Below are 24,522 nucleotides of genomic sequence, written 5' to 3' on the forward strand. Positions count from 1 at the left end.
TACAATGGCAGATTTTAAATATCAAAAACCATTTCCAATTTTAAAAGACGATACCGAATATCGTTGCATTACAAAAGATTATGTGTCGACCATTGAAGTTGATGGCCGCGAGATTTTAAAAGTAGATCCTAAAGGTTTGGAAGAACTGGCAAAAGAAGCATTTTCTGATGTTTCGTTTTACCTGCGTTCTGCTCACCTCGAAAAGCTGGCCAAAATTCTTGAAGACCCGGAAGCAACGGATAATGACCGTTTTGTAGCTCACACCATGTTGATGAACCAGGCTGTTTCGGCCGAGGGCGAATTGCCAACTTGCCAGGATACAGGTACAGCAATTGTTATTGGTAAAAAAGGTGAAGATGTGTACACCGGCGCCAACGACGCAGAAGCCTTATCGAAAGGTATTTTTAATACCTATGCTGAAAGGAATTTACGCTATTCGCAGGTGGTTCCGTTCACTATGACAAAGGAAAAGAACACCGGAACTAACCTTCCTGCACAAATCGATCTTTACGCCGAGCAAGGCAATAAATACGAATTCCTTTTTGTAACAAAAGGTGGAGGTTCAGGTAACAAAACCTTTCTTTATCAGCAAACCAAATCGTTGTTGACAGAAGAAAACCTCACCAAATTTGTACAGGAAAAAATTATGGATCTGGGTACTTCTGCCTGTCCTCCATATCACCTGGCACTGGTAATTGGTGGTACTTCAGCCGAAGCAACTCTTGCTACCGTTAAAAAGGCGTCAGCCGGTTATTTAGATCATTTACCAACCGAAGGTAACGAAGGTGGTCAAGCTTTCCGTGATTTGGAGTGGGAAGAAAAAGTAACTAAAATTTGCCAGGAAAGTGGAGTAGGTGCACAGTTTGGCGGAAAATATTTTGTACACGATGTACGTGTGATCCGCTTGCCACGCCACGCAGCTTCGTGCCCTGTAGGTTTGGGTGTTAGCTGTAGTGCCGACCGTAACATAAAAGCAAAAATTACCAAAGACGGTATTTTTGTTGAGCAATTGGAGAAAAATCCTGCTCGTTTCTTGCCTGCGAAAGCTCCGGCAATGAGCCCTGCAATCGATATCGACCTGGACCAGGGAATAGACAAAGTATTGGCAGAATTGACAAAATACCCAACAAAAACACGTTTGAACCTGAGTGGTACTTTAATCGTAGCACGCGACATTGCACACGCGCAGATCAAACAAATGCTCGACGAAGGTAAACCAATGCCGGAATACTTTAAAAACCATCCGGTGTATTATGCAGGTCCTGCAAAAACTCCAAAAGGTATGGCTTCCGGTAGTTTCGGACCAACAACTGCAGGACGTATGGACCCTTATGTTGACGAATTCCAAAGCCAGGGCGGTTCCATGATCATGCTGGCAAAAGGAAACCGCTCGCAAGCAGTTACCGACGCCTGTAAAAAACATGGTGGTTTCTACCTTGGTTCAATTGGTGGACCAGCTGCAATTCTGGCCAAAAACAGTATCAAATCTGTTGAGGTAGTCGATTTTGAAGACCTTGGAATGGAAGCGGTTCGTAAAATTAAAGTGGAGAATTTCCCGGCATTCATTATTGTTGATGATAAAGGAAACGACTTCTTTAAAGGATTATAAGAAAAATTCGAGAATAACTATAAGAAAACCTTCGGAGTTATCCGGAGGTTTTTTTGTGCCCCGGATTGGCGCTTTAAAAGAAAACGGAAAGTAGTCAGCATCCACTCTCCGTTATCACTTATAAATCTATGCGAAAGATTTTGTGATAAATATAATCTATTGTTTGAGTTATTTAAAAAATGCGGGTCTGTAAATAGGCTGTTGTTGAGCATGTTGTAAAAGAGTAAAAAGTACTGTTTATAAAGTTGTGAAAGAGTTGTGATGGACTTAAACTTTAGAGAATCAGTGTTGAACGCGCAAAATCCTCTTACTTTTTTCTTTGCAACGAAGTGGTCATTACCAGTTTATTACAGATAAAATATATTTATTCTAAATTATGAACGTTCAACCATTTATTGTGAATAGAATGATTTTGCTGAATGTCGCGAAAACTTTAGCTTTGGCATACTTAAAAAATAAAAATGAAACAAGATATTACAATTGGTTGGATTGGCACCGGAGTGATGGGAGTTTCCATGCTGGGCCACTTAAATAATGCGGGTTATTCGTGTACCACATACACACGAACAAAAAGTAAAGCAGAATCGTTGCTGGCAAACGGTGTAAAATGGGCTGATAGCCCGGCTGAGGTTGCTGCGGTTTCCGATGTAATTTTTACGATTGTTGGTTTTCCGAAAGATGTTCGCGAAGTATATTTTGGTGAAAATGGAATTCTGGCAAAAGCAAAGCCGGGTGCTGTTTTGGTTGATATGACAACTACAGAACCAAGTCTGGCCGTTGAAATTTATGAGGCTGCAAAAGCAAAAAACATTCAGTCGGTTGATGCACCTGTTTCCGGAGGTGATGTTGGTGCAAAAAATGGAACACTTTCAATAATGGCCGGTGGCGACAAAGAAGCTTTTGATAAGGTTATGCCGCTGTTCGAAATCATGGGGAAACAGATCGTTTACCAGGGCGAAGCCGGATCGGGGCAACATACAAAAATGTGTAACCAGATTACCATTGCCGGAACTATGATCGGTGTTTGCGAAGCGTTGTTGTATGGACATAAAGCCGGTCTCGATTTACCGACTATGCTTTCATCAATTAGTGGTGGAGCTGCCGGTTGCTGGACGCTTGATAATCTGGCGCCGCGCATTGTAAATCGCAATTTCGATCCCGGGTTTTTTGTAGAGCATTTTATCAAAGACATGGGGATTGCCTTAAAAGAAGCGGAAGCAATGGGCTTGTCGTTACCCGGTTTGGCGTTGGTAAAACAACTTTACCTGGCGGTTCAGGCGCAGGGCCACGGAAAACTGGGAACGCATGCATTAACACTGGCTTTGGAAAGAATATCAGGCTTGTAGTCGAAAATCTAACCGTTAAATCATCATTTTAAAAAATCATCAGCTATGAATAGAATATTGTTATTGGTGCTTATTGTCGCTGTGTTTTGGCAATCGTGTACACAAAAAGATAAAACCGAAACGGCTGCAGAAGACCAGATCAGTTACAGCGAAATAAGGGCTAATTTCGAAAACCTGCCGCGCGAATATGGTGTGAATTGCTGGTGGTGGTGGTTGAATGGGAACGTGAATAAGGCGGCTATTACAAAAGATCTGGAGGCCATGAAATCCAAAAACTTTCAGGGAGCTATGATCTTTGATGCCGGCGGTCATAACCAGCGCGGAAATAAAGATATCCCGAAAGGACCATTATATGGATCGGACGAGTGGAACGAACTTTTTGTGTTTGCGCTTGATGAGGCCAAACGTTTGGGATTAACCATGGGATTTAATATTCAGAGTGGCTGGAATCTTGGTGGCCCGCGTGTAACACCTGAATATGCTGCTAAACAATTGACCTTTTCCGAAACTAAAGTTGAAGGAGGAAAGACCGTTTCGATGAAATTGGAGCAACCTTTCACCAGAGACGATTTTTATAAAGACATTACAATCCTTGCTTTTCCGCTAAAGGAAACAGGGAAAACAGATGTGGTGATCACAGATCTTGATTACAAACTGGGATTTCATGAGTTGGGTGGATCTGCTCCGGATTGCAGATTCCTGCTTTTTAATGATCCAGAGAAGGAAAAGGTAGACGGCGAGGAAAACTATACTATCAATAAAGATGAGATCGTTCAGCTTGATGCATTTGTGTCGGAGGATGGAACACTGAATTGGGAAGCGCCAGCAGGAAACTGGAACATAATGCGGGTTGGGTACACTTGTACCGAGGCTGAAGTTTCAACATCGAGTGGCGACTGGCAGGGCCTTGTGTTAGATTACATGAGCGAAGAGGCGTTTGATTTTTATTGGAACGATGTGGTTGAGCCAATTTTTGAAGCTGCCGGCGATCACGTTGGAACGACCTTAAAATACATGGAAACCGACAGTTGGGAGTGTGGTGGCATGAACTGGACCGATAAATTTGCGCAGGAATTTACCGATTACCGCGGTTACGATGTAACAAATTATTTGCCGGTTGTTGCCGGTTATATAGTTGATGATGTAAACACCTCAAATGCTTTTTTGGCCGATTTCAGAAAAACACTGGCCGACCTGGTTGCCGAGAAGCATTACAAACGTTTTCAGGAATACGCACACCAATATAATATGGGTGTTCAGCCCGAATCTGCAGGGCCGCATGCCGGACCAATGGATGGTATAAAAAACTACGGTTACAACGATATTGTAATGAGTGAGTTTTGGGCACCATCGCCACACCGGCCGCGCGACGAAAACCGTTTCTTCCTGAAACAGGCTTCTTCGGCTGCGCACATTTACGGCATTAAAATAGTTGGTGCGGAGAGTTTTACTACCATCGGCCCGCACTGGAACGATGAACTTTGGCACGACCAGAAATCGTCATTTGATCATGAAATTTGTGCAGGTTTGAACCGTATGTATTTTCATACTTTCACTTGCTCGCCACTCGAAATGGGATTGCCGGGGCAGGAATATTTTGCCGGTACTCACGTAAATCCGCAGGTGACCTGGTGGAATCAGTCGGGGCCGTTTATCGATTATATGCAACGTGTGCAGGCTGTTGTGCAGGAGGGCAAATTTGTTGCCGATGTGCTGTATTATTATGGCGATCATGTGCCCAATGTATTTCCGTATAAACATTCCGATCCTGCCGGAGTTATGCCGGGGTACGATTACGATGTAACCGATGAAACGATATTCCTACAGTTAAAAGTGAATGACGGAAAAGTTGTTGTTCCAGGAGGAATTGAATACAACGTTTTGGTTTTGCCCGATCATAAAGTTTTATCGTTGGCAGTACTCGAGAAACTGGAGGAGTTGGTAAATCAGGGAGCAACGGTTATCGGAAGCAAACCTGAAGGCTCAATAAGTTTGGTTCGAGGCGAAGCGGCTAACGAAGAGTTTCAAACGCTGGCAGATAAAATGTGGGGAAGCGATACTTCGGCCGAAGGCACAAAAAGTTATGGTGCCGGAAAGGTTGTTTGGGGAGTTACTGCCCGCGAGTACTTGTCGTCGCAAGATGTTGCACCTGATTTTGCCGTTAAAGGCAACACCAGCACTACCGATTTCGATTACATTCATTATACCATTGGAAAAACACAGGTGTATTTCGTGTCGAATCAAACCGCGGAGAAACAAAAAATAACAGCAGCATTCCGTGTGAGCGGATTACATCCGGAACTTTGGGATGCCAACACCGGCGAAATTCGTGATGCATTGGCGTTTAAACAGACCGATGGTAAAACGGAAGTGCCTTTAACTTTGGAGCCTTATGGTTCGGTTATGGTTGTTTTTAACGCGCCAATTCCTGCCGATCGTCAGGGGGTGGAAACGCGGAATTATCCTGAATATAAAACGCTTGCGACCATTGATGGTGAATGGGAACTGTTTTTTGATCCGGAGTGGGGTGGTCCCGGAAAAGTGGTTTTCCCGGAACTGGCTGACTGGTCAAAATCTGATGATCAGGGAATAAAATATTATTCAGGGAAAGTGGACTACACAAAAACATTTAATCTGGATTTTGCACCGGGAAAAGGGGCTGATTATTTCCTTCAGTTGGAAACGGTAAAAGATGTTGGTATTGCAGAGGTTACTGTTAATGGAAAATATAAGGGAATTATCTGGACTAAACCTTTCCGGGTAAATATCAGCGATGTGTTGCAAGAAGGCGAAAATACGTTGGAGATTACAGTGGTGAACTCGTGGTTTAACCGTGTAGCGGGTGATGAAATTCTTGAGGATCAGAAAAAGTACACATCAACCAACATTGTAATTTCAAACGACTTTTTGGGAAGAAAACGACCGGAGATCAACCTTGAACCTTCCGGTTTATTAGGGCCGGTAACCATTCGTGAAAGTGTTTGGGAAAATAACTAGTTAAGCTTCCTTCTTAGCAGGTCTTCAGAGGGGATTTGCATGATTTCATATAGCTTGTTTTTTGATTAGAGGTGAATCGGTCGACTTTTTAGTTGTCGCCAATTCAGGTATTTTCATAAAACGAAGCGAAATTTTACCCCATTGAAACCAATATTCATCGCAACAAATTGTTTTTGCCAGCGATTTCTGCTAATATTATGTTCTGACAATCAACCACGGAATACAGGTCGTTGCCTGAATTTCACTTTTTTGCGAAAAACCAAAATTAAAACCATATGAAGAAACTAGTCATTTTAACTTTTGCGTTGGCAATCAGTTCTGCTTTGTTGGCGCAGGATTGGCCACAATTTATGGGGCCAAATCGAAACAGTATTACACAACAGGATAATTTGTTAAAAACCTGGCCGGAAAGCGGTCCTGAAGTACTTTGGAAAGTAAACGTGGGCATCGGTTATGGCGGCCCTGTTATTAAAGACGGCAAAGTTTATTTGCTCGACCGCGACGACAAAACAGGTGATATCATGCGTTGTTTTGACCTGAATACAGGCGATGAACTATGGACGTTTGAGTATGAGTCAGCCGGAGAAGTGATGTTCCCCGGATCGCGCAGTGTGCCGATCGTTGATGATAAACATGTATATTCTTGCGGACCATACGGACATACATATTGTATTGATTTGGAAACCCATCAGCCGGTTTGGAAAGCCAATGTGTGGACTGATTTCGGCGGTGCATTACCGGAAGGCGGTGGCCCCGGATTTGGCGGAGGTGCCGGAAGTTTCCCAACATGGGCAATTTCGCAGTGCCCGTTAATTTATGGCGATTTGCTGATTCTTGCATCACAGGCTCCTGAAGCCGGAGTTGTGGCTTACGATAAAAATTCAGGTGAATTGAAGTGGAAAACACCATCACTCGGATTAACAGGTTATGTAAGCCCGATAATTGTAAAAATAGATGGAAACGATCATTTGGTGATGATAACTGCCTCGGGTGGCGGCCGCGGAGGACAGCCGGTAGAGCCGGGTAGTGTTGTTGGTATGGATCCGTTAACCGGTGAAGTTATTTGGGAATTTAACGATTGGGTGTGCCGTATTCCTGTGCCAAGTGCTGTTGATGCGGGCGATAATAAACTGTTGATTGCAGGTGGTTACGAACTTGGCGCGTTGATGATTCAAGTGGAGAAACAAGCCGATGGTACTTATGGTACTAAAGAACTTTTCCGCACCGAAGAATTTGGTGATCAAACCAAAACTCCATTGTTCTACGATGGATATTTTTATGCAGAGTTTGGTACAAACAGTACACGCGACGGCTTAACTTGTATGAATATGGATGGCGAAATTATGTGGAAAACAAAACGCGATCCTGATTTTAACAAAGGAAGTATGATCGTTGCAAACGATATGATTCTTGCTACGGATGGAACAAATACCTTGTACTTGATTGAACCAAGTCCGGAAGCATTTAAACCGGTTGCAAGTGCCGAAATATTGGGAAGCAATCCTGATGCCGACGAGAATTCAATGTCAACACGGTTTGGCGGGGCGACACAAAACTGGGCACCTATCGCAATGGCCGATGGTAAATTGCTGATACGTGACCAGAATCAGATGCTTTGTGTTAAAGTAGCTGAATAATACCGGTTCGTTAAACGGATCATTTTACAGAAATCCGGGATGAGACATAAATCGCAGTCAGTCAGTGGTGTGGATTATTTTATCCCGGATTTTTGTTTTCTGAATATACCATTATAAATACCTGTAATAATGGTAGGTATACCTGTGCCGGTGGTAGCAAAGTAATGTTTGTTTCGTTCTAGATTTGCCAACATAAATACCAATAACTTAAAATCATGACTTCATTATTGACTTTTTTGTGTGCTCCCCGACTAAAAAATTTTATGCCTTTTGTTTTTACTATTTTATTGCTTGGCACTGCTCTTTTTGCACAGGCACAAAATACCGACAGAAGTATCCGGGTGAAATACATTTCGTCGCCAATTACGCTTGATGGTGTTTTGGATGAAGCCGAATGGCAGCTGGCCGACAAAGGAGGTGATTTCTGGCAATTCTTTCCGTCGGATAAAGAGAAGGCGATGAATAATACCGAATTTCAATTGCTGTACGACGACCATACATTGTACATCGGAATCCGGGCCGATGCTCAATCCGATAATTATATTGTATCCTCGTTACGCCGCGATTTTGGCGGAACAAGTAACGACAATGTTACGCTGATGTTCGATACCTTTAAAGATGGTACTACCGCTTTTCTTTTTGGAATGACTCCTTATGGCGTGCAGCGCGAAGCGTTTATCTCGGGTGGCGGTTCCGGCAGAAATGGTTTTAATACCAGCTGGGATCAGAAATGGCAATTGGAAAGTACTATGCACGACGATTATTACGTCCTGGAGGCAGCAATTCCGCTTAGCTCAATAAAATTTCACGAAGGCGATAAAACATGGCGTGTACAGTGTTACCGCTGGGATATGCAAACCAACGAGCAAAGTGCCTGGGCAGCCGTTCCACAAAACCAAATGTTGTCGAGCCTGGCATTTATGGGCAACATGGAGTTTGAAAAACCATTAGGAAAATCGCGTACGCCATTTGCCATTATTCCTTATGTGAATACGCTGGCATCGAAAGACTTTACAAGCGATAAAACAAAAAGCGATTTTACGTTTGGAGGTGATGCTAAACTGGCCATTGGTAACAGTATGAACCTGGATATTACGGTTAATCCCGATTTCTCGAATGTTGAAGTGGACGATATTTTTACCAACCTTACCCGCTTCGAAGTTTTCTTGCCTGAAAAGCGCCAGTTTTTTATCGACAATAACGACTTGTTCGGAAGTTACGGCGATGCTTATGGTTCGGCAAATCCATTCTTTTCGCGGCGCATTGGATTGGCACGCGACGCCAATGGAAATATGATTGAAAACCGCATTATAGGCGGTGTGCGTTTAAGCGGAAAACTAAACGACAGGTGGCGACTTGGTTTCCTGAATATGCAAACTGATGAAGATCCGGGTAACGAAATTGCATCGAATAACAACATGATGTTTACCATGCAGCGTAAGATGTTCTCACGCTCGAGTTTAGGAATATTTGCAGTTAACCGTCAGACTTTTGGCGACTACGATTTTCAGGACCCAAACGAAGAATACAACCGGGTGCTTGGTATCGACTATAACCTGGCGTCGGCCGATAACGACTGGACGGGTAAGTTTTACCTGCATAAGTCGTTAAATCCGGATGATACAGAAGGGAACTACTCGTGGCAGACTACCGTAACTTATCAACCACGAAAATTTCGCTATGTTTTTGATTTGCAGTATGTGGATGATGAATTTCAGGCCGATCTGGGATTTGTGCAACGCAGAGGTGTTTTTAAAAATGGTAACGGATTTCGTGTTAATTTCTATCCCGAAAACAGCAAAATAAGTTTTCACGACGTAGGGATTATGACCGTGACTTACTGGCGCCCCAATATGGACTGGAAAAAAACCGACCATACTTACAGTTTGTATTACGATATTAATTTTAAAGACCAGTCGACCATTGGTTTAGACTTCAGGAACAATTATACTTACCTTACATTTCCTTTCGATCCAACACGATCGGGCGCTGAGCCATTACCCGAAAATCAGGGCTACACTTACAATACTTTTAGTGTTGAATACGCATCGAACCCGGCAAAGGTATTTTCATTAACTGCCGAAACATCGGGTGGTGAATTTTATAACGGAAATAGCTTTTCAGCATCTACCGTTTTAACATATCGTATTCAACCCTGGGCATCGTTAAGCTTGAATACACGTTATGATGCTTTGCGTTTGCCCGATCCGCACGGAGATGCCGATTTTTGGCTGGTAACGCCCAAAGTGGATGTTACCTTTAGCAAATCGGTATTCTGGTCGACACTGGTTCAATACAGCAACCAGCGCGATAACCTGGGAATCAACTCGCGTTTACAATGGCGTTTTGCTCCGCTGTCGGACTTGTACCTCGTGTATAACGACAACTATTTTACCAAAGATTTTGGGCCAAAATTCAGGTCGATTAACTTAAAAGTATCTTATTGGTTGAATTTGTAATCTTAAGATAATTATGGTTTTACGACCGGATGAGGTACGACAGCTTAATAAAAAATCCACGTTGCTGTTGTGTTGGCCCGTGGTTTTTGTCGAAGAAATCCAGGTCGGCATCGGTTTGCTGATACAAAGCCCCGTAACCAATGTGGCCCACTGTTCCGGGAATGTAGGTAAACGACAGCAACATATCGCCAACAAACTGTTTACTAAAACCGTTGTATTCGCCCACACCGCGCAAAAACAGGTACTTGTTAAACTGGTAGGTAACTTTCAGGCGTTCGATGGGGTAGTTGTATAGTTTCTCTTGGCTGTCATCGGCCACAAAATCGTACCACGAAAGACTGGCCACCGCATTTAATTTTGGCAGTGGCTGAAAACTGAATGTCGACGTGATTTTATTGTATTTACCCTGCTCGGGATCGGCAGAATAGTAGATTCCGTTCATACGGCGGTAAACAACATGACCTTCGAACCAGTTTCCGGCAGCACCGCCAAGCAGCACATTTACACCGCCGGTATTAAACCGTTCGCCCATAAAAATTTCGTTACTCAGAAGGTATTTTATTTTAAAAATTCCGCGCCCCTGTGTGCGCACCTGCGCCGACACAAAATTGTAGGTTTCGTTCATGCTGTAAATCCGGTCGCGGGTGTAGGTAGTAAACAGCTCGAAATCGAGGCGGTTAAACACCTTGTTCCCGGGGTAAAGTTTGGGTATAAATAAGCTGGCCAGTTGGTAAACTCCCGTTCTGGTTAGATAACCGGTTTCTACATGAAAATCGTCGTCGACACCTTTTGCCGAAACTTTGTAGGTCAGGTTTCGGGTATCGTGCGTTAACACGAGTCCGAAACTGTTGCCTGGCGATTTTTCATCCGCCGCGATTGTCTGGCTGTGAAAGCCGTTAAACTCGAACATCGTCGATTTATTTAGGCGAACTTGCCCGTCGACTCCCAAAACCCGGTTGTTGAACTCAGGCGCCTCACGACCGGTGTATAAAAAGCCCAGAAAGCTTTCGTCTTTCAAATTTCGTTTGTAGCGAAACAGTGGAAAATGAGCATATTCGTTCTTGCCATCGGCCGTTTCGGTACCCAGTTCATCGGCCGAATACAGAATGTTCACCTCGTCTTTTTTACCGATTTTTCCGGTGAGTTTTGCCCCGGTAAGCGGATTCACAATGGTTCGGGTGTGCACCATCATTTGAATGGGATCGATAACCGAAGTTTGTGTACCCGCCACGTTAAAGCGCTCCAGCCCCTCTAAAAAGAACGGTCGTTTTTCGGGATACAACAACTGGTAGCGCAGGTTTACATCAATTTGCCCGGCATCGGCTTCCACCTGGCTAAAGTCGGGGTTCAGTGTCCCGTCGAAAACAAGGTCAGAAGTAATGCCGTATTTTACGGTCAGGCTGGCTTCCGGTTTGCGCTGGTCCTTCACCATTTCGCCATCCTGGTTGATATCGGTGTGTTTGTAGGTTACTGCAGGAAGTATTTCCCAAAGTCGGTGATAATTAATTCCGGCATAGTTTACACCCATAAACTGGGTTAAAAAAGCATATCCTTTTTCTGGATCGAGCTCGGGCACCGAACCGTGTGTTTTTGTGCGTGCAATGGTTCGTTCGAGGAAAAGCCCCATTTGTACGGTATCGTTTTTCGAAAAACGGATACTTTTCAGCGGAATACTCATTTCAACACTGTAACCGTCGTCGTCGAGTTTACCGGCGCTGTACCACACCAAATCGATACTCGGATCTTCGGTTCCTGCAGCAAAACGCGAGTCGCCCTGAATTCCCAGCGGGTTGACATAAAAGGCGTAAAGCGATTGCTGGTCGTTATGCGAATCGAGATTTACGCAAACAAAATCGTCGTCCATAATTTGGTCGCGCGCCGAAACAGTGGCTTTTATTTTTTCGGGTTCGCTATCGTAACATTTAAAGGCAAAGTACAGGTTCTCCTCGTCGTAACTTAACCATGCTTCGGTTTTTTCGGGCATGGGTTTTTCAAAGTCGGGGATGAAAGTTATAAAGCCGGTGAATTTATTGGCACTTGTCCAGGTAGCATCATCAAGCTTTCCGTCGATAACGGGTGGCACGGTGGTTTTAACAACATTAACTTCCTGTTTGGCGGCAAAACAATGAACGGAAATAAAAATAAAAAGGACAAGGTAGATTGACTTCATGCACGATTTGGTTTTTTCAGCAGTAAATATAAGTTTTCGGCTGATTAGTCGTATAATCTGCCCATTTATTACACTTAAATTTAAAGCTGTAACCGGTCATTGTTGTTTTGAGGAAAAAATAATTTATCGCGGTTTAGTTAACCGAACGGTACTCGGTTGGAGACACACCCATACTATTTTTAGACATCCGGGTAAAGTGCTGCGGGTATTTAAAACCCAATTCGTAGGCAATTTCACTTACCGATTTCGATTCGTCGAGTATCTTTTCTTTCGCTAGGTTCATAATTCTCAGGTGCACGTAATCTTTTGCCGATTTGCCGGTTTCTTTCTTCACCAAAACGGCAGGTGGATCACTAATTAGATTGTTGCTACAATATTTGAATCAATTCAACTTTTCGTTGGTGCTTGCATTTTATTAAATCAGTAATTATGGTAGTAACAACTGTAATATAGATAGTTCACATCGTTAAATTATTTGAACCTTTGCACCGTCTTAATCATTAAGACTTTGTAGGTATGATAAGAAGTAAATCAGAAAATACAACGGTAAGCCTGTTTATGTGGTTGGTTTTAGGAGCTTTAATGGCTTTTACCTCGCTCTCGACCGACATTTATCTACCGGCGATGCCACAAATGCAACTCGATTTGCAAGGCGATATCGAACTTACTGTAACCGGCTTCCTTATTGGTTTTGCAATAGCACAAATTATTTGGGGACCAATCAGCGACCGCTACGGACGAAAGATGCCGCTGGTAATTGGATTAATCTTATTTATTATAGGTTCTGTTGGTTGTGCATTTTCTGAAAACATTACTCAAATATTGTTCGCCCGTGTAGTTCAGGCTTTGGGAGCTTGCGTAGGGCCGATGCTTTCGCGCGCCATGGTGCGCGATATGCTTGAAAGAACGAAGGCTGCCGAAATGCTTTCTACATTAATGATTCTGATGGCGCTGGCACCAATTTTTGGCCCGCTTATCGGCGGTCAGTTGCTGAAATTCAGCTCGTGGCAAAGTATCTTTTGGCTGCTCACAATCATTGGAATTGTAATGTTGCTGACCATGAAAAAGCTGCCCGAAACACTTCCAAAAGAAAAACGTCAGAATACCTCGTTGTGGAATGCCTTCAAAAAGTATGGCGTGCTGCTTCGAAACCGGAAATTTATGGCTTACACGCTTTGTGTGTCTTTTTTCTACGTTGGCGTTTATGCTTTTGTGGCCGGTTCGCCCGAGGTTTATATCACCTATTTTGGTGTCGATCCTCAACATTATGGCTGGTTGTTCGCGCTAAACGTTTTTGGAATCGTGTCATTAAGTTTTGCCAACCGTATTTTGGTGCGTAAGTACAGCCTCGATTTTCTGTTACGAGTTGCCACAACAATTGCAATGATCGCCGGATTGGTTTTATTGGTAACGGTGAAGTTGCAAATCGGAGGAATCTACGGCGTCATTATTCCTGTGTTTTTCTTCTTCTCAATGAACGGAATTGTTGCTGCAACAACAACCGCGGCTGCTTTGGACAAAGTTCCGGAAATGGCCGGTGCGGCTGCTGCATTGCTCGGATCGTTGCAATACGGCAGCGGAATATTATCGACACTTTTACTTACCTTTTTTGGCGACAGCGAAAGTTCTCCGTGGACAATGAGCTGGATTATTGCCGTGTTTGCCATTGCTTCTGCCGGAACTATGTTAGTACGAAGTTTATTTGGTTTGTTGCCCATTGAAATAAAACGAACTCCGGAAGAGCCGGGTAAAGCTTTTGCCATCTACCGCACTTCCTGGGGAAATAAAAAGCAGTAGAACCTGTTCAATTCTATTTATTCATTTCGTACTAAATACTCCCTTATTCTTAACGTAATCTGCGTTTCGTTTTCGTGTATATTATTCTTAATTCCTACCTGAACATTTACTATAAAGGTTTGTTGTAAAGGATGTTAATTGAGATATCTACAGATAGATATATCTTGATTTCAAAGCTTCGTAACATCTTTAAAATCTATAAATAAATGGCAGTATTTAATCTAAACATCAACGGAAAACAACAACAGGTAGACGTTGATCCTTCCACTCCAATGCTTTGGGTGCTCAGAGATCATCTTGATTTAGTAGGAACTAAATTCGGCTGTGGAATTGCACAGTGCGGAGCGTGCACCATCCTTGTAAACGGGGTTGCAACGCGTTCGTGTATCACTTTTGTCGACTCGGTGGGCGACAAAGAAATCACCACAATCGAAGGCCTTTCTGAAAATGGGGATCACCCGCTTCAAAAAGCATGGATCGAAGAAGATGTGCCGCAGTGTGGCTACTGCCAGAGCGGACAAATTATGAATGCTGCAGGATTATTAAATGCGAATCCAGCGCCCAGCGACGAAGAAATTGAAACGGCAATGCACGGTAATATTTGCCGGTGCGGAACTTACACAAGAATTAAAAAAGCGATCAAAACAGCTTCAAATTCTTAATCTGCACAATATAAATTTCACACTTTCTCGCATTCAATAACATTAAAATCTTTTCACATGGCAACTGTTAAAACAAAACTCAATAGACGTTCATTTATACGAAGCTCTGCATTGGCTGGAGGCGGATTACTGCTGACTTTTAGTTGGCTGGCTCCGGCTTGCACCACAGATTCGCCGAAAGAATTAACCATGCCCGATAATTGGTATGAGTTAAATGGTTTTCTGAAAATCGGTAACAACGGAGCGGTGACTATTATGTCGCCCAATCCCGAGATTGGCCAGAATGTAAAAACATCGATGCCGATGATTGTGGCTGATGAACTGGACGTTGACTGGAAATTTGTAATGGTGGAACAGGCACCACTAAATACCGACATTTTTACCCGACAGTTGGCAGGAGGTAGCCAGTCTATCCGGCAGGGGTGGAACGGACTTCGAATGGCCGGTGCAACGGCAAGAAGGATGTTGCGCGAAGCTGCAGCTCACGAATGGAAAGTTCCGGTTGATGAAATCACTACCGAAGCCGGAGTTTTGTATCATAAGAGTAGCGGAAAAGAAGCCGGTTATGGAGAAATGGCTGCGGCCGCAGCTGAATTAACGGTTCCTGAGGAGGTTGAATTGAAAGACATAAAGGATTTTACCATTATTGGCACTTCCCGAAAAAATGTGGATGGCCAAAAAATAGTTACCGGACAGCGCTTGTTCGGGCTCGATTATAAGGCCGAAGGAATGCTGATTGCGATGATCGAACATCCGCCGGCATTTGGAATGAAACTGAAATCATTCGATGCGACTGAGGCAAAAGCGATGCCCGGAATTAAAGATGTTTTTGCGATTAAAACATACGAAGACGACTACCAAATGCAGTGGTCGGATGTTACTTCTTTTACCGAATTAGTGGCTGTTGTTGGAAATTCAACCTGGGAAGTGATGAATGCCAAACTGATGTTGAACGTGGAGTGGGAACCCATTTCAGAGAACAATTCACAAGGTGTTCCAACGGGTTTTGAAAACACTTCCGATCATTATAAAAAAATGGCAGAAGCAGCTGCCAAAGCGGGAAGAGAACAACGTCGCGATGGAAATCCGGAAGAAGCGTTTAAAAATGCTGCCAAAGTAATTGAACGTACTTACACTGCACCATTTCAGGCGCATAACCCAATGGAACCCATGAACTTTTTTGCCGACGTAAAAGATGATTTTGCGTTGCTGGCAGGGCCGACTCAAACGCCTGAGTTTATGGAAAAATCGGTTGCAGCCCGACTTGGATTGCCACTCGAAAAGGTGGATGTGCAAATGACTCGCATGGGAGGAGGTTTCGGCCGACGCCTGTATGGCCATTTTATGGTTGAAGCAGCCGTTATTTCGCAAAAGGTGAAAGCCCCTGTAAAATTGATCTACTCGCGCGAAGACGATATGTCGTACGGAATTTATCGTCCGGCTTATCACGCCTTATACCGTGCGGCACTGGATGCCGACAATAACCTGATCGGTTTCCATGTTCGAATGGGTGGTATTCCTGAAAGTCCTTTACATGCCAATCGTTTTCCAGCCGGATCGGTGGATAATTATCTTGCTGAAAGTTTTACCGTAGATTCAAACATCAGCACCGGAGCGTTCCGTGCGCCAGGTTCCAATTTTAACGCAGTAGCCGAGCAGTCGTTCCTCGATGAGGTAGCTGAAGCTGCAGGCAAAGATCCTATACAGTTTCGCCTCGATTTATTGAAACGCGCACAGGAAAATCCGGTGGGTAGCAACAATGATTACGATGCAGCCCGCTATGCCGGCGTTTTGGAACAGGTTCGTGAAAAATCGGGCTGGGATACCAATTCAGAAGGTAAAAATCGTGGTGTTGCCGCCTATTTCTGTCATAATTCGTATGTGGCAAATGTGGTGGACATTGCGAACAAAGATGGTAAGTCTGTTATCGAAAAAGTATATGCTTCAATTGATTGTGGAATCGTGGTAAATCCCGATGCTGCGGTTAACATGACAGAAGGAAGTATCGTGGATGGAATCGGCCATGCCATGTACAGTGGATTGACTTTTAGTGAAGGTCAGCCGGAACAAAATAATTTCGATATGTACCGGATGATCAGGCACGGCGAAGCACCCAAAGAAATAGAAGTACATTTTGTAGAAAACAATATCGACCCGACCGGATTAGGAGAACCACCTTATCCTCCGGTGATGGGAGCGTTGGCGAATGCATTGTATAAAGCAAATGGTGAACGTTACTACCATCAGCCATTTGTGAAAAACAGTATTGGATAGGATTGGAAGAGATAAGAAATAGAACGCAGATAACACTGATCGAACTGATTTATCTGTGAATATCTGCTAAATCAGCGTCATCTGCGTTCCATCTTCAATCAAAATCGAAACAGATTAAACCGGTTATCGCGGATATTAAAAACCAATAGTTTTCCGCTAATTACTTCACCGTAACCGGTTATTATTTTTATGATCTCATTAGCCTGCAGCGTTCCGGTTATCCCTGGCAAAACACCCAAAAGTCCAATATCATTTTCGCTGTAAATTCCGTCTTTTGGCGTTGTTGGAAATAGATTGGTATACACAGGTCCGTTCTGATAATTAAATACACTTACTTGCCCCTCGTAATTTAGTACTGAAGCAAAAGCCAGTGGCTTGTTTAAACTTGCTGATTTTAAGCCGATCAGTTGACGCGTTTTATAATTATCGGTACAGTCGGCAATTACATCGTATTGTTGAAAAAGCTCTTCCACATTGGATTCATCCAGTTTTGTATCAAATGACTGAACCTCAACTTCCGGGTACAATGCCTTTATCTTTTTAGCAGCGATATCCACCTTCTTTTGCCCCACTTCTGCAGAGGTATAAAGTATTTGTCGTTGCAGGTTCGAGGTACTCACCACATCATCGTCAACAATGCCTATGTTGCCAATCCCGGCAGCAGCGAGGTACATCAGCAACGGACTTCCCAATCCGCCGGCACCAATTACCAATACACGTGCATTTTTCAGTTTTAGCTGGCCGGTAAGGCCAATTTCCGATAAAGAAAAATGACGAGTAAATCGTGTCCGGTCTTCATTATTCAGCTCTCTCATAGTTGTGATGATGTTGGTGGTGATGGTGATCGTTGCTTACGCAATCGCAGTTTTGGCCCCATTCGCTCGTGCCATCGGTAAAAAACTCGTGCTTCCAAATGGGCACTTCATTTTTCACGCGGTCGATAATATAACGGTTGGCATCGTATGCTTCTTTTCGGTGCCCCGATCCGGTGATCACAACAACCGCACAACCACTGATCTCAACACGGCCAACACGATGAACACAGGCTGCCTGGTTAAGATTAAAGCGCGATTTTGCTTCTTCCAGTATTTCACTGATCATTTTATTTGCCATAGGCTCGTACGCTTCGTATTCCAGGTGCGTTACTGCGCGGCCTTTATTGTTATCACGAACTTCGCCACTGAACAACACTACTGCGCCACTTTGCGGATGCCTGAAATCATCAAAAAGTTCGCTGTAATTGATGGCTGTATTTTGAATGTGCTTCATATCGTTTGATTTATCCTCCACTCGAAGGTGGAATTAAAAACAATGTAGTTTGGTCATTTATCGTTTCATTTAGCGGAACAAATTTTTCGTTTACAGCAATCCGGCAGCTGGTCAGTACCTCTTTTGCGTCCGGGTTTAATTCTGCCAGTTTCTCTAGTAAGCCGGCATAACTTTCTTCCGGAGCCACTTCAACGCTGGTTTCGTCGCCAAAGAACTTTTTCAGTCCCGCAAAACATACAATCTTTCTATTCATTTTAGCCTCCTATATTTCTCATTGATAATTCGCTACCATGGAATTTTACCGCTTGTTTTAGCAATAGCAATCCTTTTAGTTTCTCAGTAAGCAGTTGGTCGTTATCGATATACGGCATCAGTTTTTCGCCATGCGCATTACTCAGGCATCCAAAAAAGTAGCCGTTGCTATCCAGTCGTAAGCGGTTGCAGTCGTGACAAAATGGAGTTGATTCATTGGCAATAATTCCAAAAATTCCACCTTTCGAGGTACGCCAGTAATGCGCTGTTGAAGCGTGTTCTCGTTTAATTTCCTCGATCTCGTATTTCTCCTGAATCGTTGAAAGTATTTCCTTTTCCGGAAAGAACAGTCCATTCTCGGAATGGTATAAGTGCCCCATTTTCATCAACTCCAGGTAGCGTATTTTTACGCCCAGTTCTGTTGCATAATCAAGCAGTGGAATAATCTGCGAATCGTTTTTTCCCCGCATGATAACAGCATTTAGTTTTACATTCAACCCTGCTTTTATGGCTGCTTCAATTCCCTGGAAAACCCGCGAAGTATCCGATCTGCGTATAATTTTGCCAAAGGTATTGTTGTCGATAGCATCCACCGAAATGTTGATTGAATTTACACCCGCATTCACCAGTTTCGCTGCATTTTCTTTTAGAAAAAATGCATTGGTGGTTAAGCGAATATCGTTGATGCCAAGGTTTTTGATGTTTTCAATAAGTGGGTAAAGATTGGAGTAAAGCAAAGGTTCGCCACCGGTTAAGCGAACGCTTTTGAGGCCTGTTAACTGGTGTACTGCCTGTATTAATTGTGTGAATTCTTCAACCGAAATTGGTTTTTCAGCACCGTTTTGATCGAGTTGAAGGTTTGAATTTTCATCAAACTCATTATCAACACAATAAATGCACGAAAAATTACACGAGTTCAGGAGACTTATCCGTAGCTTTTCAAATTTTCTGCCCAGTTTATCTTCAATTTTCAACATGTCTATTTAACTTGAAAATCGCTGATTTGTTCAGTTATTTCAGACTATTAAGTATTTTGATTGAAGCTGTTTCTGCAGAACCGGAATTTATTCGCCGTTGAATGAATTTTATTGAACAGTATTAATCATTTTTTTGTTATAGTGTTGGTTTATAAATATTTGATTTATTTATATTTAGGTGAATTAAATTTGCCGAACGAAACTAACCTTTAATATTTTAGAGATGACGCACGAACTGAAACTACTGTTTGATACGTTAAAATCATGGCAACTACTTGATAAAAAAGCCGTATTTGTGTCGGTAGTCGATTTGGAGGGATCGTCGTACCGTCGGCCCGGAGTCCGGATGCTTATTCGCGAGGATGGTGAGTATGCCGGAGCGGTTAGTGGAGGCTGTGTAGAAAGCGAGATCGAACGACAGGCACAAAGTGTTTTCCGTACCAACAAGCCAAAAGTTATTACTTACGATGGCCGCTACCGGATTGGTTGTGAGGGTGTTATTCATGTTTTGATTGAACCTGTTTTCCTTTCGGTAGCACTTCTGGAAGCTTTTGAAAATCAGCTGGAAAGTAGAAATTCTTTTCAAATGGATTCGTTCTTTTACATCGAAGCTGGTGAGTACGATGATGTAGGTTCGGTGCTTCAAATTAATGGCGCCAACTACTCGTTAAATCCGGATTTTAAGCGAAATGAAACGGATAGCCAAAAGTGTTTCTCACAAACTTTCGAACCTTTATTTCAGCTGTTTATTTTTGGTGCAGAGCACGATGCTGTTCAACTCAGTCAGGCTGGTAAATTACTGGGGTGGGAGGTAACGGTGGTGGCGTCTCCCGAAGAGTCGAAATCTTGCGATTATTTTCCTGGAGCCGCATCGTTAATCACTCCGTCGTTTGAAGATATCGATACTTCAGCCATTGACGAACAAACTGCAGTGGTTTTAATGACGCACAGCTTTAATAAGGATGTCCAATATTTAATGGCTTTAAAAGATATTAATCCGGCTTATATTGGTTTGTTGGGATCGGTAAACCGCAGAGAACGTGTTATTTCGATGTTGTTAGAACAGGTTCCTGATCTTTCGCTGGAATTTATTGAGCAAATCCATGGCCCGGCAGGAATCAATATCGGAGCTGAAAATGCTGCTGAGATTTCGATTTCTATTCTGGCAGAAATTTTAAGTGTGGTGCGTAAACAAAAGCCCGTGGCTTTACGCGAAAAAGTAGGTGCAATTCATGAATGATATTCCAATAGTATTGCTGGCAGCCGGCGCTTCCTCAAGAATGGGGGAGCCAAAACCATTATTGCCCTGGGGTGAACTAACATTGGTCGAACATCAGATAAAAACTTTGTCAGCAACCGGGAATCCGGTGGTAGTGGTTTTAGGAAATCAGGCAGAAAATATCATCCCAATTCTTCAAAACTTACTGGTAAAATTTACGATAAATGAAAGCTGGGAACAGGGCATGGGAACTTCCATTGCAGAAGGAGTTAAATTCTTAGAACAGCAGTTTCCAGCGAGTAAAGGTGTGCTCATTACTTTAATCGACCAACCGCTGATTACAACAGCACATTTAAACGATTTGACATCGAATTTCAAACCGGACAAACAACAAATCATCGTTTCGCAAGCCGATTCAGGTTGGCAGGGAGTTCCAGTATTATTCGATCGTTTTTACTTTGATGAGCTTTCAGCACTGAGTGGAAAACAAGGTGCAAAAGCAATCTTCCGGAATTACACAGAACATGTAAAAACAATACAGTGTGGTGAAATTCTGGAAGATATGGATACTCCGGAGCAATATCAAAAGCTCAAAAAAGTAATTAATCAACAAAAGAACTGTTGACTCCCAATTAACAGATTGCTATTTCACATTTATTGTTTCCTGCAAGCGAATATCGTCTGAGGCGGTACCTACCATCAGTTTAAAATCGCCCGGCTCAACAACTTGTTCGTAATTGACGTCTATTATGCTGAGCTGATCTTTCTCAACCGTAAAACTTACCTGTTTTTGTTCTCCTTTTTTCAGGAAGATCGGTTTAAAATCGATAAGCTGTTTAATCGGACGAACTGTTGATGCATATTCGTCGCGCAGATATAGCTGAACAATCTCAGTTCCATCAAAGTCCCCGGTGTTTTTCAGGTTGAACGAAACGTTGAAATCGTTCTCATCGCTTTCTTCAAGGCTCATATTTTCGTAGCTGAACGAGGTATAACTTTTCCCAAAACCAAAAGCGTAAAGAGGAGCAGAACTTCCTTCTACATAGTTATGCGCTTTCGGATTCTTTTTGTTGTAATAATTGGGCAACTGGCCAACGCTTGCAGCTACTGTTACGGGCAGTCGTCCGCTCGGATTATAGTCGCCAAACAATACATCTGCAATACCATTACCGCCTTGTTCCCCCGGATACCAGGCTGTTAACAATGCATCGGCATTTTCGGCAGCCCAGTTCATATTTAGCGGGCGTCCTTGAATATAGATGACAACCATAGGCTTGCCCGTTTTTTTGATAGCTTCCAGCAGTTTCATCTGGTCGCCCATTAAAGTAAGTGTCGAACGGTCGTTGCCTTCGCCACTTTCCATATCGCTAAGTACTTCACTGTTGGCAATGGCGGCACCTGTTTCTTTGTAATCGGTACTGAAATCGCGGGCACTGGATCCGCCAACCACAACCACAACCACATCCGAATTTTTTGCAGCAGCTACTGCGGCTGGAATATTCGATTGTGTGGTGTCGCGAATGGCACATCCTTTTTCGTACAGTACGTTTTCAGTTCCCAGTTTATTCACAATACCCTCGTAAACGGTAACCACTGATTCGGCCGGTTGAGGTGCAGTGTAGTCGCCCAGCTGATTGTACATCATATCGGCATTGGGACCAACAACGGCCACTTTTATATCGTTTTTGGCAAGAGGTAAAATCCCACCTTTATTTTCGAGTAGCACAGTCGATTGTTGTGCCATTTTTCTTGCCAATTCAATGTGTCTGGAATTATGAACTATTTCTGTAGCTTTTTGCGGATCAACAAACGGATGATCAAAAAGTCCCATTTCAAATTTTAAACGAATTACATGACACACTGCCGAGTCAACAATACTTTCATCAAGAATACCTTGCTCAACAGCGTTTTTAAGTCTTACGTAGGCTTGTCCGCCCAAATCGACATTTGTTCCGGCTTCAATGGCTTTTAATGCAGCTTCTTCGGCCGTTTTTACAATGTAATGCGAGCCGGCAATTCCTTCAATGCTAAACAGATCGGAAACCGTGTAACCTCTGAATTCCCAGTCGTTGCGCAAAATATCCGTCAGGTATTCTTTGTTCATGGTTGACGGAATGCCATCGATAGAATTGTATGATGTCATTACAGACAAAGCTCCGGCGTCGATAGCGGCTTTAAACGGTGGGAAATAGTTCTCCAGCAAATCGCGGCGGCTCACAATCGATGTATTTCCGTTAATTCCTGATTCCGGCACACCATAAGCAACAAAATGCTTTAGTGTTGAAATTACGCTGTTGTCTTGTGAGAGATTACCAGAGCCAAGGCCTTTAACCATGGCACTTCCCATTTGTGCGATCAGGATTGGATCTTCTCCAAAAGTTTCTTCAACTCGCGACCAACGCGGATCGCGAGCCAAATCGAGAATAGGACCGTAGGCGATGTGGGCGCCCTGTGCACGTATTTCAGCACCGATAGCCTGTCCCATTTCTTCCATCAATTTGGTGTTAAAAGTGGCAGCTTGTCCTAAACTGGTTGGAAAAACAGTTGTTCCGATTGCCATATGTCCGTGGGCAGCTTCTTCAGCTAAAAATACCGGGATGCCCAGTCGTGAATTGTCGATAAGGTATTGTTGCAGGGCGTTTGCCGCTTCAGCAGCCTGCACGGGAGAAAGTCCTGTTTTTAGCGTTTTCTGAGTCCATGGATCGGCACGGAAAGTGGCCCAGTACATCCCGGGTTGCTTTTCCTTTTGCATGTTTTTGAAGGTTTCGGAAACATTAACTTCGCTGCCGTTCTTTTCATACATTTCCCAACCCATCGGGCAAAGCAACTGTCCCAATTTTTCATCCAGAGTCATGCGGTTCAGCAGATCCTGTGTTCGTTCTTCAACTGAATATTGATTATTCTTATAAACGGGTTTTGCTGGTTGGGCATTTGCAATACTACCCATCAACAGCAAACAAAAAAGAATCCTGAACCCCATAGCTATCGTTTTATCGTATTAAAATTACGCTGTAAAAATACAGATTACAGTTAGATTTTGAGCGGAATTGAGCAGAACAGTTGTATGATTAAGGAAATATTGACAATTCGGATTTCCGGATCAATCGTTGGCCAGATTTACAATATGGCAGGCAACTACACCGGCTGTTTCTGTGCGTAAACGAGCATTTCCCAACGAGATAGCTTCAAACCCATTTTCCAAGGCAAGTTCCACTTCTTCGGGACTAAAATCGCCTTCAGGACCAATCAGAATAAGCACGTTGTCGCCGGAATTGACCTCGTTTTTTAGGTGCGGTTTTTCGCCCTCGTTACAATGAGCGATGAATTTTTTTGTTTCAGTGGCTTGCTCTAAAAGGTCGGAAAGTTTAGTCAGTTCATTTAATTTTGGTAAATAAGCTTTCACCGATTGTTTCATAGCCGAAACCAGGATTTTCTCCAAACGCTCTGGTTTTATCACTTTACGTTCCGAATGTTCCGAAAGGAGAGGAGTGACCTCATCTATCCCAATTTCGGTGCATTTTTCCAGAAACCACTCCGTGCGGTCGATATTTTTAGTGGGAGCAATGGCAATGTGTAAATGAAAATCTTTTTTGCCGAATTCAGTTTGCGAATCAATAATACTGAGTTGGCATTTTTTGGGATTTGCATTCTGAATTCTTGCTTTGAAGAATCCTCCTTTACCATCTACCAGCTCAATCTCGTCGCCTTCTTTTAAGCGAAGCACACGAACGGCATGTTTCGATTCGGTTTCATCTAAAATAACTTCGGCACCTGAAATAGTCGGGACATAAAATAATTGCATGGATTCAAAACTTTTTCAAGTGCCAAAGTTAGTAAAAATGTTATTCTGATTT

The 24,522-nt window shown here is 43.2% G+C and carries 18 protein-coding genes; 10 read left to right on the plus strand and 8 right to left on the minus strand.

Annotation, left to right across the window (positions count from 1 at the left end):
* Positions 1–4 precede the first annotated feature (4 nt).
* From QZ576_RS06635 to QZ576_RS06655, 5 genes are all read left to right on the plus strand, one after another.
* Positions 5–1,609 (plus strand): fumarate hydratase, encoded by a 1,605-nt coding sequence (locus QZ576_RS06635; protein WP_297095330.1) that lies wholly within the window; start codon positions 5–7, stop codon positions 1,607–1,609.
* 461 nt (positions 1,610–2,070) lie between these two features.
* The gene (locus tag QZ576_RS06640; protein ID WP_297095332.1) at positions 2,071–2,955 is read left to right on the plus strand and encodes an NAD(P)-dependent oxidoreductase; all 885 of its coding nucleotides are present in this window, start codon (positions 2,071–2,073) and stop codon (positions 2,953–2,955) included.
* 45 nt (positions 2,956–3,000) lie between these two features.
* Positions 3,001–5,952 carry a glycosyl hydrolase gene (locus QZ576_RS06645; RefSeq protein WP_297095334.1) on the plus strand — a complete coding sequence of 984 codons (2,952 nt, stop codon included), beginning with the start codon at positions 3,001–3,003 and terminating at the stop codon, positions 5,950–5,952.
* A 275-nt stretch (positions 5,953–6,227) separates the two neighbouring features.
* Entirely contained in the window at positions 6,228–7,589 is a 1,362-nt protein-coding gene (locus QZ576_RS06650; RefSeq protein ID WP_297095336.1) for a PQQ-binding-like beta-propeller repeat protein, read from the plus strand.
* A gap of 215 nt (positions 7,590–7,804) precedes the next feature.
* The gene (locus tag QZ576_RS06655; protein ID WP_297095338.1) at positions 7,805–10,048 is read left to right on the plus strand and encodes a DUF5916 domain-containing protein; all 2,244 of its coding nucleotides are present in this window, start codon (positions 7,805–7,807) and stop codon (positions 10,046–10,048) included.
* Positions 10,049–10,067: 19 nt separating this feature from the next.
* Here QZ576_RS06655 and QZ576_RS06660 read toward each other — a convergent pair whose 3' ends face one another.
* Positions 10,068–12,218, minus strand: coding sequence for a DUF5916 domain-containing protein (locus QZ576_RS06660; RefSeq protein WP_297095340.1), 2,151 nt, complete (start codon positions 12,216–12,218; stop codon positions 10,068–10,070).
* 133 nt (positions 12,219–12,351) lie between these two features.
* On the minus strand, positions 12,352–12,552 hold the full coding sequence (locus QZ576_RS06665; protein ID WP_297095342.1) for an AraC family transcriptional regulator: 201 nt from the start codon (positions 12,550–12,552) through the stop codon (positions 12,352–12,354).
* 182 nt (positions 12,553–12,734) lie between these two features.
* On the opposite strand from QZ576_RS06665, the gene QZ576_RS06670 reads away from it, so the two are divergent.
* The 3 genes from QZ576_RS06670 (at position 12,735) to QZ576_RS06680 (ending at position 16,951) form a co-directional block, all read left to right on the plus strand.
* Positions 12,735–14,015, plus strand: coding sequence for a multidrug effflux MFS transporter (locus QZ576_RS06670; RefSeq protein WP_297095345.1), 1,281 nt, complete (start codon positions 12,735–12,737; stop codon positions 14,013–14,015).
* Between the two features lie 206 nt (positions 14,016–14,221).
* Positions 14,222–14,677, plus strand: a complete 456-nt coding sequence (locus tag QZ576_RS06675; RefSeq protein WP_297095347.1) for a (2Fe-2S)-binding protein — start codon at positions 14,222–14,224, stop codon at positions 14,675–14,677.
* A gap of 57 nt (positions 14,678–14,734) precedes the next feature.
* Positions 14,735–16,951, plus strand: a complete 2,217-nt coding sequence (locus QZ576_RS06680) for a molybdopterin cofactor-binding domain-containing protein (RefSeq protein ID WP_297095349.1) — start codon at positions 14,735–14,737, stop codon at positions 16,949–16,951.
* Positions 16,952–17,049: 98 nt separating this feature from the next.
* On the opposite strand, the gene QZ576_RS06685 is transcribed toward QZ576_RS06680, so the two are convergent.
* Genes QZ576_RS06685 through QZ576_RS06700 form a run of 4 tightly spaced genes read right to left on the minus strand, consistent with a single transcriptional unit; the run spans position 17,050 to position 19,449 of the window.
* The gene (locus QZ576_RS06685; protein WP_297095352.1) at positions 17,050–17,766 is read right to left on the minus strand and encodes a HesA/MoeB/ThiF family protein; all 717 of its coding nucleotides are present in this window, start codon (positions 17,764–17,766) and stop codon (positions 17,050–17,052) included.
* Positions 17,750–18,220, minus strand: coding sequence for a molybdenum cofactor biosynthesis protein MoaE (locus QZ576_RS06690; RefSeq protein WP_297095353.1), 471 nt, complete (start codon positions 18,218–18,220; stop codon positions 17,750–17,752). Before QZ576_RS06690 ends, QZ576_RS06685 begins: the two co-directional genes overlap by 17 nt.
* 10 nt (positions 18,221–18,230) lie before the next feature.
* On the minus strand, positions 18,231–18,473 hold the full coding sequence (locus tag QZ576_RS06695) for a MoaD/ThiS family protein (RefSeq protein ID WP_297095355.1): 243 nt from the start codon (positions 18,471–18,473) through the stop codon (positions 18,231–18,233).
* Position 18,474: 1 nt separating this feature from the next.
* Positions 18,475–19,449 (minus strand): GTP 3',8-cyclase MoaA, encoded by a 975-nt coding sequence (locus QZ576_RS06700; protein ID WP_297095357.1) that lies wholly within the window; start codon positions 19,447–19,449, stop codon positions 18,475–18,477.
* 223 nt (positions 19,450–19,672) lie between these two features.
* On the opposite strand from QZ576_RS06700, the gene QZ576_RS06705 reads away from it, so the two are divergent.
* Both QZ576_RS06705 and QZ576_RS06710 read left to right on the plus strand, forming a co-directional pair.
* Positions 19,673–20,689: an XdhC family protein gene (locus tag QZ576_RS06705; RefSeq protein ID WP_297095359.1), complete on the plus strand. Its 1,017-nt coding sequence runs from the start codon at positions 19,673–19,675 to the stop codon at positions 20,687–20,689.
* Positions 20,682–21,293: a nucleotidyltransferase family protein gene (locus QZ576_RS06710; RefSeq protein WP_297095361.1), complete on the plus strand. Its 612-nt coding sequence runs from the start codon at positions 20,682–20,684 to the stop codon at positions 21,291–21,293. The genes QZ576_RS06705 and QZ576_RS06710 overlap by 8 nt, the downstream gene beginning before the upstream one ends.
* A gap of 18 nt (positions 21,294–21,311) precedes the next feature.
* On the opposite strand, the gene QZ576_RS06715 is transcribed toward QZ576_RS06710, so the two are convergent.
* Both QZ576_RS06715 and QZ576_RS06720 read right to left on the minus strand, forming a co-directional pair.
* Complete coding sequence (locus QZ576_RS06715; protein WP_297095363.1) at positions 21,312–23,648, minus strand: glycoside hydrolase family 3 N-terminal domain-containing protein; 2,337 nt, start codon at positions 23,646–23,648, stop codon at positions 21,312–21,314.
* A 120-nt stretch (positions 23,649–23,768) separates the two neighbouring features.
* Positions 23,769–24,470 (minus strand): 16S rRNA (uracil(1498)-N(3))-methyltransferase, encoded by a 702-nt coding sequence (locus QZ576_RS06720; protein ID WP_297095365.1) that lies wholly within the window; start codon positions 24,468–24,470, stop codon positions 23,769–23,771.
* Between the last annotated feature and the right edge of the window lie 52 nt (positions 24,471–24,522).

Origin of the sequence: uncultured Draconibacterium sp., assembly GCF_913060805.1 — a bacterium.
Classification (GTDB): domain Bacteria; phylum Bacteroidota; class Bacteroidia; order Bacteroidales; family Prolixibacteraceae; genus Draconibacterium.